We start from the raw sequence: 14,669 nt of genomic DNA, 5'->3' as shown, positions 1-14,669 counted from the left end.
GCCTCCATCGGTGAGTTCCGGTCACCGATCGTAGATCAGATCGGTCTTGTTCGGCCCCCTGGACCGTTCGAAAGTGGGCCCATGACCAGCGTCTTCGACACCTTCCGTCTCGGTGCCCTGAACCTGCCCAACCGCCTGGTGATGGCGCCGATGACCCGTAATCGCGCCACCGCCGACGGCGTTCCGACGCCGCTGATGGCCACGTACTACGCGCAGCGCGCGTCGGCGGGCCTGATCATCGCCGAGGCGTCGACGCCGAACGCGGTGGGCCAGACGTACCCGGACATCTCCGCGATCCACAACGACGCGCACGTCGCGGGCTGGCGGCGCGTCACGGAGGCGGTGGGCGCCGCCGGCGGGCGGATGTTCCTCCAGATCCAGCACGGCGGCCGGATCGGCCACCCCGACAACAGCGGCGGCCTGCCGCCCGTGGCGCCCTCTCCGGTCGCGCTGCCCGGCACGATCTTCACCCCGGGCGGGCACGTGCCCGCCGTGGTGCCGCGCGAGATGACCGCCGCGGAGATCCGCTCCACCGTGGCCGACTTCGCCGCTGCCGCGCGCCGGGCGGTCGACGCCGGGTTCGCCGGGGTGGAGGTGCACGGCGGCAACGGCTACCTGCTGCACCAGTTCCTGGCCTCCGGGACCAACCACCGCACCGACGGCTACGGCGGCTCGGTCGAGGGCCGCACCCGCTTCGTGCGGGAGGTGGTCGAGGCCGTCGCGGCCGCGGTCGGACCGGAGCGGGTGGGCCTGCGCGTCGCCCCCGGGGTCACCGCGAACGGCATGCACGAGGACGACCCGCAGGAGGTGTACCCGGCGCTCGTCGACGCCCTCTCCGACACCGGCCTGGCCTATCTGCACGTGGTCTTCGCCGACCCGGACCAGCCCCTCTTCCAGCGCATCCGCAAGCAGTGGGCGGGCACGCTGATCGCGAACCCGGCGCTGCCGTGGCCGGGCCCGCTGCCCGCCGACGGCGGCCGGCACGAGGCCGAGCGGCTGCTCGCGGCCGGCGCCGACCTGGTCTCCCTCGGCCGGGCCTTCCTCGCCAACCCGGACCTGGTGGAGCGGCTGCGTACCGGCGCCGCCCTGAACCCCCTGCGGGAGGAGGGCCTGATGTACGTGGGCGGCGCGGACGGGTACACCGACTACCCCGCGCTGCCGGCCTGAGCCCGCCGGTCCGCGTACGTACGGGAGTGCAGGCGGCGGGCCGCCCGGGGCGAGGGGACGACGGCGAAGCCGTGGTTGGCCGCGACGGCCCGGGTGTGGTCCGCCGAGAGGGAGCCGTGCCGTTCGAGGGTGAGGACGGGGAGGCCCGAGCGGCTGCGGCCGGGCGCGTGGTGGAAGGCCAGCACCGTGGCCGGCATCGGGGCGTGGTGCGGGTGGCGCAGGCGTGCGGCGGGCTCGTCGTCGTGCACGAGGATCCGGACGCCCTCCTCCTCGCCGAAGTCTGCGATCACGCCCTCGGCCCGCCAGTGGGCCGGTTCGTGCTCGGCGCCGGTCAGGTGCCGGGAGCGGTTCACCGAGGTGACGGACAGCAGGGCGTCCCCCGTGCGGTCCAGCGCCTCGGCGAGGAAGCCGTTGGACGGGCAGCGGTATCCCGGGCCGATGAGCTGCACGGTCGTGACCCCGTCCTGGACGGCCGTCAGATGGCGCGGCACATGTCCGGCCGCCGGTCCCCGGAAGCCGAACGGGCCGAGCAGGAACAGCTCTTCGACGAGCTGGCGGAGCTGCCGGCGCGGCAGGGCCGCGGGGAGCAGGGTCCAGTCGAAGAGCGAAGCGACCCGCTCGGGGACCGTGGTGACGCTGGCGACCTGCCCGTCGGGCCTGCCCTTCATCCGGTTGACCCGGTCTACGGCACCCCGGTCGGCGCGCGCGGTGACGGCGTAGAAGTTCCCGAACCCGTGGGCCACGGCGAAGCCTTCCGCGAGTGCGGCGGCCGCGGCCCGTACGTCCTCTGCGTCGTCCAGGACCGGATGCCGCCCGCTCGTCCTCGTCCGCTGTCCGTTCACTGCCGGCCCTCCGCAACGTGATCCTTTACGAACGGCAACGAGGGGGCCCCGGACACGTCACCGGCCATCCGGATGTGACGCGGGTCACGGGGAACGTTCCGGCGCTCCGCCCGCTCTTCCTGCCGAGACCTCGCCAAGGAGGAAGCAATGGGGATCCCGGTTCCCGACGGAGCCCGGCGAGCGGTGAGCACCGGCACCGGCACCGCACCGGACACCGACACCGCCGCGCTCGTGCGCGCCGCACAGCGCGGCGACCGGATGGCCGTCCAGAACCTGCTCGACCTGCTGACCCCCTACGTGGGCCGGCTGTGCGGGCCCATCGCCCTCCAGGACGGTCCGGACGCCACGCAGGAGGCGCTGATCACGGTCTTCCGCAAGCTGGGCCAACTGCGCGAGCCCGCCGCCCTGTTCGGGTGGGTGCGGGTGATCGCCGTACGGGAGGCGGTCCGGGTCGCCCGTGCGGCGGCGCGCGCCGTCCCGGACCCGCTCGACGACGTCCCCGCCGCCGGCGATCCCCAGCTCGCCGCCGACGTACGGGACGTGCTGGAGCGGCTCACCCCGGCCCACCGCGCCGTCCTGGTCCTGCGCGACCTGGAGGGCATGGACGAGCACTCCGTCAGCGCACTGCTCGGCGTACCCGGGCCCACCGTGCGGACCCGGCTCTTCCGGGCCCGCCGCAACTTCAGGAAGGCGTGGGGACGTTGAACGAGGACTGGCCCGTCGCCGAACTCGACGCGGTCCGCAGGCTGCGGGTCGTCGCCCGCACCACTCCGGCCGCCGGTTACGCGGAACACCTGGTTCCGGCGCCCTTCGACCGGGTCTGGGGGCTGGCCTCCGACCTGGAGGAGCAGCTGCCCCGGCTGATCACCGACATCAGCGCCTTCACCGTGACCTCGGTGCGCGGCGACCGCCTGGAGGCCAGGGCGCGCAGCCCGCTGGGCCTGCGGGCGCGCTTCGACGTGGTGCTGCGGCCCGGCTGGTGCCTGATGCAGAGCCGGTTCGTGCTGGGCGGGATGGCCGCCGTTCCCGAGGGGGACGGCACCCGCTTCGCCTTCTTCGGCGCCCTGCGGATCCCGGGCGTCCGGTGGCTGGACCGGGCCCTGCACCCCCTGGTGGACCCACTGGGCGCCAAGGCCCTCAAACGGCTGACCGACCAGCTGGACATCCCCTGAGGGGGGGGTGGGCGGCGGCAGGTGAAGCGGTCAGGATTCGAGAAGCGCCCCGCTGGGCCCGCAACTAACGTGGCGGGCATGGACATCACCATTCACACCACGGCCCTCCCGCACGACGACCCGGACGCCTCGGTGGCCTTCTACCGCGACGTCCTCGGCTTCGAGGTCCGCAGCGACGTCGGGCAGGGCAAGATGCGCTGGATCACCGTCGGCCCCGTCGGCCAGCCCGGTACGTCGATCCTGCTGGCGCCGCCGGCCGTCGACCCGGGCATCACCGAGGCCGAGCGCCGGACCATCCTGGAGATGATGGCCAAGGGCACCTACGGGTGGATCCTGCTGGCCACGCCGGACCTGGACGGCACGTTCGAGAAGGTGCAGGCCACCGACGCAGAGGTGGTCCAGGAGCCGACCGACCAGCCGTACGGCGTGCGGGACTGCGCGTTCCGCGACCCGGCGGGGAACCTGGTCCGGATCCAGGAACGGCGCTGATGTGCCGCCCCGGGTGGGCGCGCGCGCTCACCGAGGCGCAGCACCTGAGGACGCTCGTACGGCTGCGCCGGGTGCGTGACCGGATCGACCGGGAGCACGCGCGGCCGCTGGACGTCCTGGCCCTCGCGCGGGCCGCGGGCATGGCGGCGGGGCAGCTGGTCCGCGAGTTCGAGCTGGCCTACGGCAGCTCCCCGTACGCCTACGTGACCGAGCGGCGGGCGGCCGTGCGGCGGGCGGCGGCGGCCGTGGCGGGCTGAGCGCGGCGGGCCGAGGGCGTTCTAGAGCGGCGCGGTGTCGTCCGCCGGGAAGGCGGGGCCGTGGCCGGGGACGATCACGTCCGCGGCCGCGAGCACCCGCTCCCGGGAGGCCCGCAGGACGTCGTGGTCCGGGGCGACCGGGTCGTCGACCGGGCCGTTGGGGCGCCACCACAGGTCGCCGACGAAGGCGACGACGCCCTCGTCCGTGCCGGCGAGCAGCGTGATGTCCTCGCGGCTGTGGCCGGGGGTGCGGATCAGCCGGAGCGAGGGGGCCAGTTCGTGGCCCTCGGCGTCGCGGTCGGTCCACTGGTCGTTCTCGTAGATCGCCTTGTGGTCGTGGACGCGTGCGTGTCCGAAGAGACCGACGTTCATGGTGTTGTCGGGGTGGTGGTGGCTGAGGACCACGTCGGTGATGTCGTCGGGGCCGAGCCCCATCTCCGCGAGCGGGCCCAGGATCCGGTCGCGGCCGGCGACCATGCCGGGGTCCACGATCACGTGGCGGTCGCCGTCGCCGACGTAGGAGACGGTGGCGGCGACGCCGGGGCCGGTGGAGAGGGTGTAGCCGGTGGTCAGGATGCGGAAGCGGGCGGTGGCGCCGAGCGGTGCGTTCGTCATGCCCCCAAGTCTTCGGCGTGGCGGGCCCCTTCACGAGTGGCCGTACTGCCACTGATCGCGGGAATCGGGCCACCGCGCCGGCCGTCCGCGTGCCAGACTGCGCGCATGCCGCCCTTCGTGTCCGTCGCCGCGTACGCCCCTCCCGGTGTCGGGATGCTGGGGGCGGGGATCGTCTCCGAGGTGTTCGACGACCGCGGACAGGGGCTGCCCCGCTTCGACTTCGCCCTCTGCACGGACCGGCCCGGTGCGGTGCGCAGCGATGTCGGGCTGCCGCTGACGGTGGAGCACGGCCTGGACCGGCTGGCCTCGGCCGACCTGGTGATCGCCCTGCCCTGGGCGGACTTCCGTACGCCGCCGTCCCCCGCCGTGCTGGAGGCCCTGGCCGCCGCGCGGGAGCGGGGGGCGCTGGTGGCGGCGCACTGCGTGGGGGCGTTCGCGCTCGCGGCGGCCGGGCTGCTGGACGGGCGCCGGGCCACCACCCACTGGCGGTTCGCCGGGCTGCTGGCCGAACGCCATCCGCAGGTCCGCGTCGAACCGGACTCCCTGTACGTGGACGAGGGGGCGGTCGTCACGGGCGCGGGCGCCGCCGCCGGCTTCGACCTGTGCCTGCACCTGCTGCGGCGGGAGTACGGGGCCGCCACGGCCAACGCGATAGCCCGGGACCTGGTGCTGCCCTCCCACCGCGACGGCGGGCAGGCCCAGTACCTGGCGACGCCGGTGCCGGAGGACTGCCGGGACGAGAAGCTGGCCGAGGTGCTGGCGTGGGCGCGGGAGCACCTGGCCGAGCCGCTGCCGGTGGCGGAGCTGGCCCGCCGGGCCCTGATGAGCCGGCGCTCCTTCGCCCGGCGTTTCGCGGCCTCGACCGGCACCACCCCGCACGCCTGGCTGCTGGGGCTGCGGATCAGCCGTGCCGAGGAGCTGCTGGAGACCACCGAGCTGCCGGTCGAGGAGATCGCCCGGCTGGTCGGCTTCGGGAGCGCGGCGGTGCTGCGCGAGCAGTTCGTACGGCGGCGCGGGGTGCCGCCGCGCTCGTACCGGAGGGCCTTCAGCCGCGCTGCGCGGTGAGGGAGTCGGCGTCCTCCATGAAGGAGAGCATCCGGGCGTTGACCACGTCGGGGTGGTCGATCTGCGGGCCGTGGCCGGTCGCGCTGATGATCTCGGCGCGGGCTCCGGGTATCAGCCGGGGGACGCGCTCCAGCTGCCGCTTCGGGTGCACGAGCAGGCTGTGCTTGCCCATGATCACGTAGAGCGGGGTCCGGATGGTCCGCAGCTCGTCCTCGGTCAGCGGCAGGGGCGCGGGGCGGCGGATCCGGTACGCGCGGGCGCCGAGCTGGATCCACGGGCGCATCTCGGGCACGGCGAGGACGGGCTGGTCCAGCCACTTGGCGAGCCGGGGGCGCAGCGCCTTGGGGGCGAAGGTGGCGAACAGACTCAGGAAGACCCAGCCGAAGAAGCGCAGGCCGACCTTCTCCAGGCCGCCGGGGTCGAGTGCGGTGACGGAGGCGAGCCGTCCGGGGCGCAGGTGGGCCTGGTTGAGCACGAGCCAGCCGCCGTAGGAGGAGCCGACGAGGTGGACCCGGTCGAGGCCGAGCGCGTCGAGGGCCTCGTCCATCCACTGCGCGGCGCGCTCGGGCTGCCACATGGGCTCGCGGTGGACGCTGCGGTTGGCGTCGCCGGGGGTGTCGAGGGCGTAGACGGGGCGGTCGAGGCTCAGGCCCGGGGTGTTGGGGTACCACATCGCCGATCCGTAGCCGGCGCCGTGGATCAGGACGATCGGGGTCCGGGACTCCGCGGCGGGGTCGGTAGGACCGTACCGGTAGACGTGGGTGGTGCCGAAGCTGGTCTCCACGTCCGTCTCGGAGCGGGCCGGCGCACCCATCGCGAAGAGGACCTCGGCGGCGGCGAAGTAGCGGTCGCGCAGGGTGTCGTTGACGTAGCGGCCGACGTCGCGGCGTACGCGGGTCGTGCTCTGGGTCGCGGCGGTCTCGGGCACGGCGGCACCTCCTGGGAAGATCCGTTCTTCGTGATACGAACGTACCATGTTGTTGGTACGGCGGTATCATCAAGGCGGGGGCAAGGCGACGGACAGGGCGACGGACGGAGACACGAGGACATGCCGAAACGCGTTGACCACGAGGAACGGCGCGGCCAGATCGCCGAGGCGCTCGTCCGGGTCGCCGGACGGCGCGGACTGCACGCCGTCGGCATGCGCGACGTCGCCGCCGAGGCCGGGGTCTCGCTCCGCCTCGTGCAGTACTACTTCGAGACCAAGGAGAAGCTGCTCCTCTACGGGCTCCAGCACCTCACCGACGGCTTCACCGCGCGCGTCGGCGCCCGCCTCGCCGCCGCCGGCCCCTCCCCGGGCCCGCGCGCCACGGCCGAGGCCCTGCTGCTGGCCTCCCTGCCCACCGACGAGGAGAGCCGCACCTTCCACCTGCTCTACAGCTCGTACGCGATCCTGTCCGTCACCGACGAGGCGCTGGCCGCGCAGCCGTTCATCGACAACCCCGACGCCGCCGAGGACGCCCTGGCCGGACTGCTCGCACAGGCCCGGGAGGCCGGCCTGACCGGCCCGGACATCGACGCGCGCACGGAGGCCATCGGCCTGCTCGCCATGGCAGGCACCCTCGGCACCAGCATCCTGGTGGGCCAGCGCGGACCCGACTCTGCCATTGCGGTGCTGCGCCACCACCTGGACCGGATCTTCACCCCGCCGCCGCCGGCGGCGGGGCCCCTACAGTCGGTCGGGTGACTGACTCACCCGGATCCCGCACGGCACGGGCGGCCGACAAGCGCCGGCGGCTCGCCGACTGGCTGGACTCCCTGCCCGCCCGGGCCTGAGCCCTCGCCCGGCCTTCGGGCCCGGGTCCGGCCGCCCCGGGTCCGGCCGCCCTGGGTCCGGCGGCCCCGAGCCCGGCGGCTCCCCGGCCGTCTCAGGCCGGGGCGTTGCGACGGCCCGCCCGCAGGCCCGTCACCGCCCCCGCCGCCCACAGCACCGCCGCGCAGCCGAGGCCCGGCACCGCCTGCCAGACGTTCGCGGTCGCCCCCGGCAGCAGCGCGGCCAGGGCCGCCAGGCCGACGGTGGCGATCATCACCACGCCGACCACCCGCAGCACCGGCGCGCTCAGGCTCCGGGCCATCGGGAAGAAGTGCGCCCCGACGACCAGCGCCGACCAGCTCAGCATGAGCTCCGGCCGGTGCAGGGCGTTGCGCACGAAGCCGTTGCCCACCCCGAGCGCGACGGCCTGGACCAGCACCACCGTGAGGAACCTCGGCCCGCCGGCCGGGGCGGGCGCCATCGGAAGTCCCGGCTCGTCGGCGGGGGTGCGCCGCGCCAGCACGAAGAGGCGTACGACGGCGGCCGCGCTCGCCGCCAGCAGGACCAGCCCGCCCCCGAGTACGGCCCAACGGGCCGCGCCGTGGACGGCCGGCCGGCCCAGCACGAACCACATCAGCCCGAACGCCGTACCGATCAGCGCTCCTCTGCCGCCGTTGCGGAGCTGCTCCCGCCGGGTGCGGACGGCAGGGCGGACGCCGGGGCCGGCGATGGTCTTTTCCACAGTTTTGTTCTCCTTGTCTCCGCGTCCAGCCTCACCCACGCGCGGCGCCGGACGGAAGCGGATCCGCAGGCAGGAAGAACCGCCTGGCAGGTCGGTGCCACCCCCCTCCCCGAGCGGCTCGAACTGGCGATCGCACCACGGCGTCTCATAAGTTGGACGCTTCGGCGCGGCTCGGGCAGGAAGAGTGCGCGGGGGACCGGACGGGGAACGCCCATGCTGGAACTACTGGGGCTCGATGCCGGGACGGCCGCGGTCTACGAACTCGTGCTGGCCGACCGCACCTGGGGCGAGGCCGAACTCGCCTCCCGCCTGGCACTGCCGGCGGCCGCCGTCCGCGCCTCCCTGGCCAAGCTCACCGAACTGCGGCTCCTGCACCGCTCCCCGCTCGACGACGAACTCAGGCCCAGCGACCCGGCCGTGGGCCTGCGCGAACTCTTCGGCCACCACAAGCGCGAACTGGAGCGGCGGCAGGAGGCCGTCGCCCGCTGCGAGGCCGACATGGCAGCGGCCCTCGCCACCTACTCCGACCTGTACGCCGGCCAGACCCGGCGCGTGGCCCGCCAGTTCCTCGGCGTGGCCTCCGTACAGAGCCGGATCCGGGAGCTGTCCGCCGAAGCCGGCTCCGAGTGCCTCACCTTCAACCCGGGCGGCGCCCAGTCCCGGGCCAGCCTGGAGGCGAGCAGGGAGCTGGACCGCGACACCCTCGGCCGGGGCGTCCGGATGCGGACGGTCTACCTCGACAGCGTCCGCAACGACGCCGTGACCCGCGAGTACGCGGAGTGGCTGACAGGCCTCGGCGGCGAGGTCCGCACCGTCCCCACGCTGCCCGTGCGGATGCTGCTCTTCGACCGGAAGACCGTCATCGTGCCCGCCGACCCGGACAACACCCGCAAGGGCGCGGTGGAGCTGTCCGAACCGGGCGTGGTCGCGGGCTTCGCCGGGCTCTTCGACCGCGTCTGGGAGTCGGCCACCCCCCTGGGCGCGAGCCCGGACCGCGACGACCAGGGTCTGACGCGCCAGGAGCGGGAGCTGCTGAAGCTGCTCGGCCGCGGCCTCACCGACGAGGCCGCCGGCCGCCAACTGGGCCTGTCCCTGCGCACGGTGCGCCGGATGATGGCCGAACTGATGAAGCGCCTCGGCGCCGGCAGCCGCTTCGAGGCGGGCCTGCGGGCCGCGCAGCGGGAGTGGATCTGACGGCGTCCGGCGGCCGAGGCGCTCCGGGGCGGGGCGGGCCCGGGAGCGGGGAGCGGGTACGCCCGGGGTCAGGGGCGCTCGTACTCCTTGAGCGTGATGGCGTTGGCCGCACGGTGGATCGGCTCCAGGACCTTCGCCGCCATCTTCTCCTTGCCCGGCAGCCGGTTCATCAGCGCGAGCAGCTTCAGCTGCATCCAGACCTGGCCCTTGCTCCGCAGCACCATGTGCTTGATGTTGGCGGGGCCGAGCTTCTGGTTGGCGTCCACGAAGGGCCGCATCACGCTCTCGTACGCGGCGAAGGCGGCCTCGTGGTCGCCCGCCGCGGCGGCGAGCTCCCCGGCGAGGACGTAGCCGCCGACCAGGGCCATGCTGGTGCCCTGTCCCGAGGCGGGAGAGGCGCAGTGGGCGGCGTCCCCGGCCAGTACGGTGCGCCCCTTGGACCAGCGGTCCATCCGGACCTGGCTGAGGGAGTCGAAGTAGAAGTCGGGCGCGTCCCCGACCGCCGCCAGCAGCCGGGGCACCTCCCAGCCCTCGCCCTCGTACGCCTCGGCCAGGAGCCGCTTCTGCGCGACGGGGTCACGGCGGTCGTACTCCAGCGGCCCGGAGGCGAAGAGGAACATGGCCTTGGCCCCGGTGTCCTTGGCGGTGCTGTAGGTCAGCGCCGTCCGGTTCGGGGAGACGTAGGTCAGCTCCCACCGGTCGAGGCCGAGGTGGTTGGGGACGCTGTAGATGGAGACGTAGTAGCCGAGGTCGTGGACGAAGGGTTCCTCCGGCCCGAAGGCCAGGGCCCGCGTCGTGGAGTGCAGGCCGTCCGCGCCGACCACCAGGTCGAACACCCGCCGTCCGCCGCTCTCGAAGACGGCCTCGACCCCGTCCGGCCCCTCCTCCAGCGAGACCACGGAATCGCCGAAGAGGTACTCGGCCTCGCCCTTGGTGAGGTCGTACAGGATGCGGTTCAGATCGCCGCGCAGGATCTCGGCGTCCTCCCCCTCGCGCCCGCCGAAGGTGTCCCCGTCCATGCTCGCCACCCGCTTGCCCGTGGCGGTGACGACGGATCCGCCCTGTACGTCGGTGCGTTCGCGGCGGACGTCCGCCATGACGCCCATCCGCTTGACGACCTCCAGGGCCGCGCCCCGGACATCGATCTTGTACCCGCCCTCGCGGAGGACGGGGGCCCTCTCGACCACCGTGGGCTCGAAGCCGTGCCGCAACAGCCAGTAGGCGAGCGTGGTGCCCGCGACGCCCGCACCGGACACCAGCACGCGCCGGTTCTTCGCCTGTTCCATGGATCCCCCGATCGTCCGACCGCAGACCGCCGGTCGTCGGCGACCGGCGGCACGCCCCGTGTGCGGCAGGGCGCCTGGACCCTACGCGCCAGGGGCACGTTCCGGCCATGGTTCCGGCCAAGTCCAGACGGTCAATTCCGCGCCAGCAGCGACGGGTTGAGGCGCGCGAAGCCCTCCTGCCGCTCGTACGGGAAGTACGGGTAGGGGGCGGGACGGTGGCCGGCGGCGTCCAGCCGGGCCACCTGCCCGGGGGTCAGCTCCCACCCGACGGCCCCGATGTTCTGCCGCAGCTGCTCCTCGTCGCGGGCGCCGACGAGGACGGTGGAGACGGTGGGACGGCGCAGCAGCCAGTTGATGGCGACCTGCGGGACGGTCCGGCCCGTCTCCCGCGCGACCTCGTCGAGGGCGTCGACCACGTCGTAGAGGCGCTCCTCCTCCACCGGCGGGCCGTAGTCGGCGGTCTCGTGCAGCCGGCTGCCGGCCGGCAGCGGGTGGCCCCGGCGGACCTTGCCGGTGAGCCGCCCCCAGCCCAGGGGGCTCCACACGATGGCGCCGACGCCCTGGTCGTGGCCGAGCGGCATCAGCTCCCACTCGTAGTCCCGGCCGACGAGGGAGTAGTACACCTGGTGGGCGGCGTAGCGGGGGAAGCCGTGCTTCTCGGCGGCCGAGAGGGACTTCATCAGCTGCCAGCCCGCGAAGTTGGAGACACCGGTGTAGCGGACCTTGCCGGACCGCACGAGCTGGTCGAGGGTGGACAGCACCTCCTCGACGGGGGTCGCGGCGTCGAAGCCGTGCAGCTGGAACAGGTCGATGCGGTCGGTGCCGAGCCGGCGCAGGGCGTCCTCGACCGCCCGGATCAGCCGGGAGCGGGAGGTGCCGTACTCGCCGGGGCCGTCGCCGGTGGGCAGGCCCGCCTTGGTGGAGATGAGCACCTCGTCCCGGCGGCCCTTGACCGCCTGCCCGAGGACCTCCTCCGAGGCTCCCGCCGAGTAGACGTCGGCGGTGTCGAACAGGGTGATGCCGGCGTCCAGGCAGATGTCCACCAGCCGGCGTGCCTGCTGGGCGTCCGTGCTGCCCCAGGCGCCGAAGAGGGGGCCCCGGCCGCCGAAGGTGCCGGCTCCGAAGCCGAGGGCGGGGACCTTCAGACCGGACGCGCCGAGCTGCCTGTACTCCATGACGGACTCCTCCCGTGAGCGGTAATGGAACCGCAGACCCTTTAAGGTGATCCCAACGTAACAGCCGCCCGCCGCTAATGGAACCGGAGACCCGTTATGACTTCGCCGAGTGAGGCCCCGGACGCCACCGAGCCGGGGACCGTGCGCCCCGGGGGCAGGACCGCCCGGGTGCGTGCCGCCGTGCTGGAAGCGGCCGGGGACATGCTGGCCGAACAGGGCTTCCACGGGCTGGACCTCGCCGAGGTCGCCCGGCGGGCCGAGGTCGGCAAGACCACCGTCTACCGGCGCTGGGGCACCGTGGCCGGCCTGGTCGCCGACCTGCTGACGGACATGGCCGAGCAGTCGCTGCCGCGCACCGAGACGGGCTCGCTGGAGGAGGACCTGCTGGCCAACGCCCGGCTCGTCCGGCGCACCCTGTCCGACCCGCGCCAGGGCCCCCTGTTCAGGGCCGTCATCGCCGCGGCCACGGGCGACGCCCGGACCGCCGAGGCCCTGCACCGGTTCTACGAGGTCCGGGTCGCGGAGTGGGCGCCCTGCGTCCGGGAGGCCGTCGAGCGGGGCGAGCTGCCCGCGGGCACCGACGCCGCCGAGGTGGTCCGCGCCGTCTCCGCCCCGCTGTACTACCGGCTGCTGACCACGGACGCCCCGCTGGACGAGGACGCGGCCCGGCGGGCGGCCGCGGCGGCGGTGGCGGCGGCCCGCGCGGGGGCCTTCGTACGAACCCCGTAGCCGTCGGCGGCGGTTGTTAGCCTGCGGCGATGGGACTGGACATCACCGTGGTCGCGGCCGACTGGGAACACCTCGCCCGGATACCGGCGGAAGAACGCCTGGACGCCCTGACCGACGCCGTGCACCCGTACTTCTGCTGCGACGCCTGCGAAGAGGCCGACCGCGCGGTCCGGAGCGGCTGGGCCCAGCCGCTCGGGGTCCCGTGGTGCGCCGAGTACCGGTTCGCCGGGACGACCGGCACCTACGCCTGGCACTTCTGGCTGGCCGAGCTCTGGCAGGTCGCCAGGGGCTCCGCCGAACCCGGACTGCGGGACGGCCTCGACGCCTTCCTCGGCGGCCTGGTGTGGGACGGGCCGTACTACGACGAGGACCCGGACGACGAGGACCCGCCGGCCCTGCGCGGCTTCCCGCACGACCCCGAGCCGTGGCGCCCGCAGCTGCTGCTGGGCCGGACGCCGGACGAGGTGCCGGCGCTCGCCCGCGCCTGGCAGGACGTCGCGCCCCGGCTGGCGGAGCTGCGCGGACCCGTCGCCGCCGCGGACTTCGACTGGTCGGTGTGGCCCGACACCTTCGACGGGGCCACCGCGCTGATGCGCGAGTGGGGCGAGGTCGTCACGGGCGCCGCCGCCCGGGGCTGGGGGCTGGTCGGCCTGCCGCTCTGAGGCCGGGGCCGCGTGGGGGCGGGGCCGCGCCGGGGCCTCGCCGGGGCCGGTCTCAGGTGCGGTCGACGAAGACGCTGGTGGACTTCACCCGGGCGGTGGCACGCATGCCGACCTCCAGGCCCAGCTCCTCCACCGCCTCACGGGTCAGCAGCGACACCACCCGGTGCGGACCCGCCTGGATCTCCACCTGCGCGCTGACCGAGCCCAGCCGGATGCCCGTCACGATGCCGGGGAAGGCATTGCGGGCGGAGGTGTACGGGGCCTCCTCGTCCTCCCCCGCCTCCTGGGCCACCTCGACGCAGAACGCCGCCAGATCCGGCCCGTCGACGATCCTCCGGTTGCCCTCCCGCCGGGTCGGGAAGCGCTCGGCGTCCGCCCAGCGGCGGGCGGTGTCACTGCTGACGCCGAGCAGCCGCGCTGCCTGGCCGATCGTGTAGGACTCCATGCACCGCAGCGTAGGCGGTGCCGGGCTCGGGCGGCGATCAGGGCGGCGGCGGGCCGCGACCACCCCTGTGACCAGGGGATTTGGCGCAGGGGTGGTTTCACGTGAAACATCGGGCAGGAGAAAGTGCGGGTATCGACCTGTATCGGGGGGTATATCCACCTGGACGGTGACGGCCCCACCAGCGCATGACCTCGGCCCGCTACCGGGGGCCCTCCGTCGGAGGAGCGCAGAGCGATGGACCGTACCGAGCGCATCGACGCGGCCACCCTGGAGGCCAGGGCCCTCTCCACGACCCTGTTCCACCGGCTCGCCGAACTGGACGAGGGGACGGCCGACTACTCGTACGTCCGCAACACCCTGGTCGAGCTGAACCTCAGTCTCGTGAAGTACGCCGCCCGGCGGTTCCGCGGGCGCAGCGAGCCGATGGAGGACATCGTCCAGGTCGGCACGGTCGGACTGATCAAGGCCATCAACCGGTTCGACCCCGAGCGCGGGGTCGAGTTCACCACCTTCGCGATGCCGACGATCAGCGGGGAGATCAAGCGGTTCTTCCGCGACACCAGCTGGGCCGTGAAGGTGCCCCGCCGGCTCCAGGAGCTGCGGATCGACAGCGCGAAGGCCCACGACGCGCTGGAGCAGGACCTCGGCCGCGAGCCCACCGACGCCGAGATGGCGCGGGAGCTGGACGTCACGCCGGAGGAGTTCAGCGAGGGCCGCAAGGCGGCCAGCGCGTACTCCGCGCGCTCCCTGGACGCACCCGTGCAGGAGGACTCGGAGCGCGACCCGGCCGCCGAGCGGGCCTCGCTCGGCGAGGAGGAGCCCGCGTACGACCGCATCGAGTGCCTGGAGGCCCTCAAGCCCATGCTCGCCGTGCTGCCCGAGCGGGAGCGGGAGCTGCTGTCGCTGCGGTTCGGCCAGGAGCTGACCCAGTCCGAGATCGGGGCCCGGCTGGGCCTGTCCCAGATGCACGTCTCACGGCTGCTGAACCGCACCCTGACCCGGCTGCGCTGCGGCCTGCTCACCGAGGCCTAGGCGTAGGCCGCGCGGCGGACCGGGACCGGACCGGGGGCGGACCG

At 74.1% G+C, this 14,669-nt stretch carries 18 protein-coding genes; 11 read left to right on the top strand and 7 right to left on the bottom strand.

Annotation, left to right across the window (positions count from 1 at the left end):
* The first annotated feature begins 81 nt into the window (after nucleotides 1-81).
* Nucleotides 82-1,167 carry an alkene reductase gene (locus AC07A6_RS13260; RefSeq protein WP_478777158.1) on the top strand — a complete coding sequence of 362 codons (1,086 nt, stop codon included), beginning with the start codon at nucleotides 82-84 and terminating at the stop codon, nucleotides 1,165-1,167.
* Here the strand turns inward: AC07A6_RS13260 and AC07A6_RS13255 are convergent.
* Nucleotides 1,146-2,009, bottom strand: a complete 864-nt coding sequence (locus AC07A6_RS13255; RefSeq protein ID WP_478777157.1) for a hypothetical protein — start codon at nucleotides 2,007-2,009, stop codon at nucleotides 1,146-1,148. The two genes, AC07A6_RS13260 and AC07A6_RS13255, sit on opposite strands and share 22 nt — an antisense overlap.
* 183 nt (nucleotides 2,010-2,192) lie before the next feature.
* Between AC07A6_RS13255 and AC07A6_RS13250 the strand changes: the two genes are divergently transcribed.
* From AC07A6_RS13250 to AC07A6_RS13235, 4 genes are all read left to right on the top strand, one after another.
* Nucleotides 2,193-2,714: an RNA polymerase sigma factor gene (locus tag AC07A6_RS13250; RefSeq protein ID WP_478777156.1), complete on the top strand. Its 522-nt coding sequence runs from the start codon at nucleotides 2,193-2,195 to the stop codon at nucleotides 2,712-2,714.
* Complete coding sequence (locus tag AC07A6_RS13245; protein ID WP_478777155.1) at nucleotides 2,702-3,181, top strand: hypothetical protein; 480 nt, start codon at nucleotides 2,702-2,704, stop codon at nucleotides 3,179-3,181. The genes AC07A6_RS13250 and AC07A6_RS13245 overlap by 13 nt, the downstream gene beginning before the upstream one ends.
* A gap of 78 nt (nucleotides 3,182-3,259) precedes the next feature.
* Nucleotides 3,260-3,670: a VOC family protein gene (locus tag AC07A6_RS13240; RefSeq protein WP_125813259.1), complete on the top strand. Its 411-nt coding sequence runs from the start codon at nucleotides 3,260-3,262 to the stop codon at nucleotides 3,668-3,670.
* Nucleotides 3,670-3,927: a hypothetical protein gene (locus AC07A6_RS13235; RefSeq protein WP_478777154.1), complete on the top strand. Its 258-nt coding sequence runs from the start codon at nucleotides 3,670-3,672 to the stop codon at nucleotides 3,925-3,927. Before AC07A6_RS13240 ends, AC07A6_RS13235 begins: the two co-directional genes overlap by 1 nt.
* Nucleotides 3,928-3,948: 21 nt before the next feature.
* Here the strand turns inward: AC07A6_RS13235 and AC07A6_RS13230 are convergent, their stop codons facing one another.
* Nucleotides 3,949-4,542, bottom strand: a complete 594-nt coding sequence (locus AC07A6_RS13230) for an MBL fold metallo-hydrolase (RefSeq protein ID WP_362467027.1) — start codon at nucleotides 4,540-4,542, stop codon at nucleotides 3,949-3,951.
* Between the two features lie 105 nt (nucleotides 4,543-4,647).
* On the opposite strand from AC07A6_RS13230, the gene AC07A6_RS13225 reads away from it, so the two are divergent.
* The gene (locus tag AC07A6_RS13225) at nucleotides 4,648-5,607 is read left to right on the top strand and encodes a GlxA family transcriptional regulator (protein WP_362467028.1); all 960 of its coding nucleotides are present in this window, start codon (nucleotides 4,648-4,650) and stop codon (nucleotides 5,605-5,607) included.
* Here AC07A6_RS13225 and AC07A6_RS13220 read toward each other — a convergent pair.
* Nucleotides 5,588-6,535 (bottom strand): alpha/beta fold hydrolase, encoded by a 948-nt coding sequence (locus tag AC07A6_RS13220; RefSeq protein ID WP_478777153.1) that lies wholly within the window; start codon nucleotides 6,533-6,535, stop codon nucleotides 5,588-5,590. The two genes, AC07A6_RS13225 and AC07A6_RS13220, sit on opposite strands and share 20 nt — an antisense overlap.
* 120 nt (nucleotides 6,536-6,655) lie before the next feature.
* Between AC07A6_RS13220 and AC07A6_RS13215 the strand changes: the two genes are divergently transcribed.
* Complete coding sequence (locus AC07A6_RS13215) at nucleotides 6,656-7,294, top strand: TetR/AcrR family transcriptional regulator (protein WP_478777152.1); 639 nt, start codon at nucleotides 6,656-6,658, stop codon at nucleotides 7,292-7,294.
* A gap of 181 nt (nucleotides 7,295-7,475) precedes the next feature.
* Here AC07A6_RS13215 and AC07A6_RS13210 read toward each other — a convergent pair whose 3' ends face one another.
* Nucleotides 7,476-8,102, bottom strand: a complete 627-nt coding sequence (locus AC07A6_RS13210; protein ID WP_478777151.1) for a hypothetical protein — start codon at nucleotides 8,100-8,102, stop codon at nucleotides 7,476-7,478.
* Nucleotides 8,103-8,315: 213 nt separating this feature from the next.
* On the opposite strand from AC07A6_RS13210, the gene AC07A6_RS13205 reads away from it, so the two are divergent.
* Nucleotides 8,316-9,296, top strand: a complete 981-nt coding sequence (locus AC07A6_RS13205) for a LuxR C-terminal-related transcriptional regulator (protein WP_478777150.1) — start codon at nucleotides 8,316-8,318, stop codon at nucleotides 9,294-9,296.
* Between the two features lie 68 nt (nucleotides 9,297-9,364).
* Here AC07A6_RS13205 and AC07A6_RS13200 read toward each other — a convergent pair whose 3' ends face one another.
* Together AC07A6_RS13200 and AC07A6_RS13195 are read right to left on the bottom strand one after the other, a co-directional pair.
* Entirely contained in the window at nucleotides 9,365-10,582 is a 1,218-nt protein-coding gene (locus AC07A6_RS13200) for an FAD-dependent monooxygenase (protein WP_478777149.1), read from the bottom strand.
* A 131-nt stretch (nucleotides 10,583-10,713) separates the two neighbouring features.
* Nucleotides 10,714-11,757 carry an aldo/keto reductase gene (locus AC07A6_RS13195; RefSeq protein ID WP_478777148.1) on the bottom strand — a complete coding sequence of 348 codons (1,044 nt, stop codon included), beginning with the start codon at nucleotides 11,755-11,757 and terminating at the stop codon, nucleotides 10,714-10,716.
* 96 nt (nucleotides 11,758-11,853) lie between these two features.
* On the opposite strand from AC07A6_RS13195, the gene AC07A6_RS13190 reads away from it, so the two are divergent.
* Both AC07A6_RS13190 and AC07A6_RS13185 read left to right on the top strand, forming a co-directional pair.
* Nucleotides 11,854-12,486, top strand: a complete 633-nt coding sequence (locus AC07A6_RS13190) for a TetR/AcrR family transcriptional regulator (RefSeq protein WP_362467035.1) — start codon at nucleotides 11,854-11,856, stop codon at nucleotides 12,484-12,486.
* Nucleotides 12,487-12,515: 29 nt separating this feature from the next.
* A complete protein-coding gene (locus AC07A6_RS13185) occupies nucleotides 12,516-13,148 on the top strand; it encodes a hypothetical protein (protein WP_478777147.1) in 633 nt (210 codons plus the stop codon).
* Between the two features lie 52 nt (nucleotides 13,149-13,200).
* Here AC07A6_RS13185 and AC07A6_RS13180 read toward each other — a convergent pair whose 3' ends face one another.
* On the bottom strand, nucleotides 13,201-13,593 hold the full coding sequence (locus AC07A6_RS13180) for a TOBE domain-containing protein (RefSeq protein WP_007265105.1): 393 nt from the start codon (nucleotides 13,591-13,593) through the stop codon (nucleotides 13,201-13,203).
* A gap of 234 nt (nucleotides 13,594-13,827) precedes the next feature.
* On the opposite strand from AC07A6_RS13180, the gene AC07A6_RS13175 reads away from it, so the two are divergent.
* Nucleotides 13,828-14,625: a SigB/SigF/SigG family RNA polymerase sigma factor gene (locus tag AC07A6_RS13175; RefSeq protein WP_478777146.1), complete on the top strand. Its 798-nt coding sequence runs from the start codon at nucleotides 13,828-13,830 to the stop codon at nucleotides 14,623-14,625.
* Nucleotides 14,626-14,669 lie beyond the last annotated feature (44 nt).

The sequence above is a fragment of the Streptomyces sp. NPDC044002 genome, assembly GCF_056434525.1.
Note: the sequence above shows the minus strand (reverse complement) of the source record. Positions and strands in the feature narration are given on the sequence as shown.

What these genes read in the sequence shown, in the direction of transcription:
- AC07A6_RS13175 (WP_478777146.1), top strand. Translation starts at nt 13,828, where the DNA reads ATGGACCGTACCGAGCGCATCGACGCGGCCACCCTGGAGGCCAGGGCC.
- AC07A6_RS13185 (WP_478777147.1), top strand. Translation starts at nt 12,516, where the DNA reads ATGGGACTGGACATCACCGTGGTCGCGGCCGACTGGGAACACCTCGCC.
- AC07A6_RS13190 (WP_362467035.1), top strand. Translation starts at nt 11,854, where the DNA reads ATGACTTCGCCGAGTGAGGCCCCGGACGCCACCGAGCCGGGGACCGTG.
- AC07A6_RS13205 (WP_478777150.1), top strand. Translation starts at nt 8,316, where the DNA reads ATGCTGGAACTACTGGGGCTCGATGCCGGGACGGCCGCGGTCTACGAA.
- AC07A6_RS13235 (WP_478777154.1), top strand. Translation starts at nt 3,670, where the DNA reads ATGTGCCGCCCCGGGTGGGCGCGCGCGCTCACCGAGGCGCAGCACCTG.
- AC07A6_RS13230 (WP_362467027.1), bottom strand. Translation starts at nt 4,542, where the DNA reads ATGACGAACGCACCGCTCGGCGCCACCGCCCGCTTCCGCATCCTGACC.
- AC07A6_RS13260 (WP_478777158.1), top strand. Translation starts at nt 82, where the DNA reads ATGACCAGCGTCTTCGACACCTTCCGTCTCGGTGCCCTGAACCTGCCC.
- AC07A6_RS13180 (WP_007265105.1), bottom strand. Translation starts at nt 13,593, where the DNA reads ATGGAGTCCTACACGATCGGCCAGGCAGCGCGGCTGCTCGGCGTCAGC.
- AC07A6_RS13195 (WP_478777148.1), bottom strand. Translation starts at nt 11,757, where the DNA reads ATGGAGTACAGGCAGCTCGGCGCGTCCGGTCTGAAGGTCCCCGCCCTC.
- AC07A6_RS13215 (WP_478777152.1), top strand. Translation starts at nt 6,656, where the DNA reads ATGCCGAAACGCGTTGACCACGAGGAACGGCGCGGCCAGATCGCCGAG.
- AC07A6_RS13240 (WP_125813259.1), top strand. Translation starts at nt 3,260, where the DNA reads ATGGACATCACCATTCACACCACGGCCCTCCCGCACGACGACCCGGAC.
- AC07A6_RS13200 (WP_478777149.1), bottom strand. Translation starts at nt 10,582, where the DNA reads ATGGAACAGGCGAAGAACCGGCGCGTGCTGGTGTCCGGTGCGGGCGTC.
- AC07A6_RS13225 (WP_362467028.1), top strand. Translation starts at nt 4,648, where the DNA reads ATGCCGCCCTTCGTGTCCGTCGCCGCGTACGCCCCTCCCGGTGTCGGG.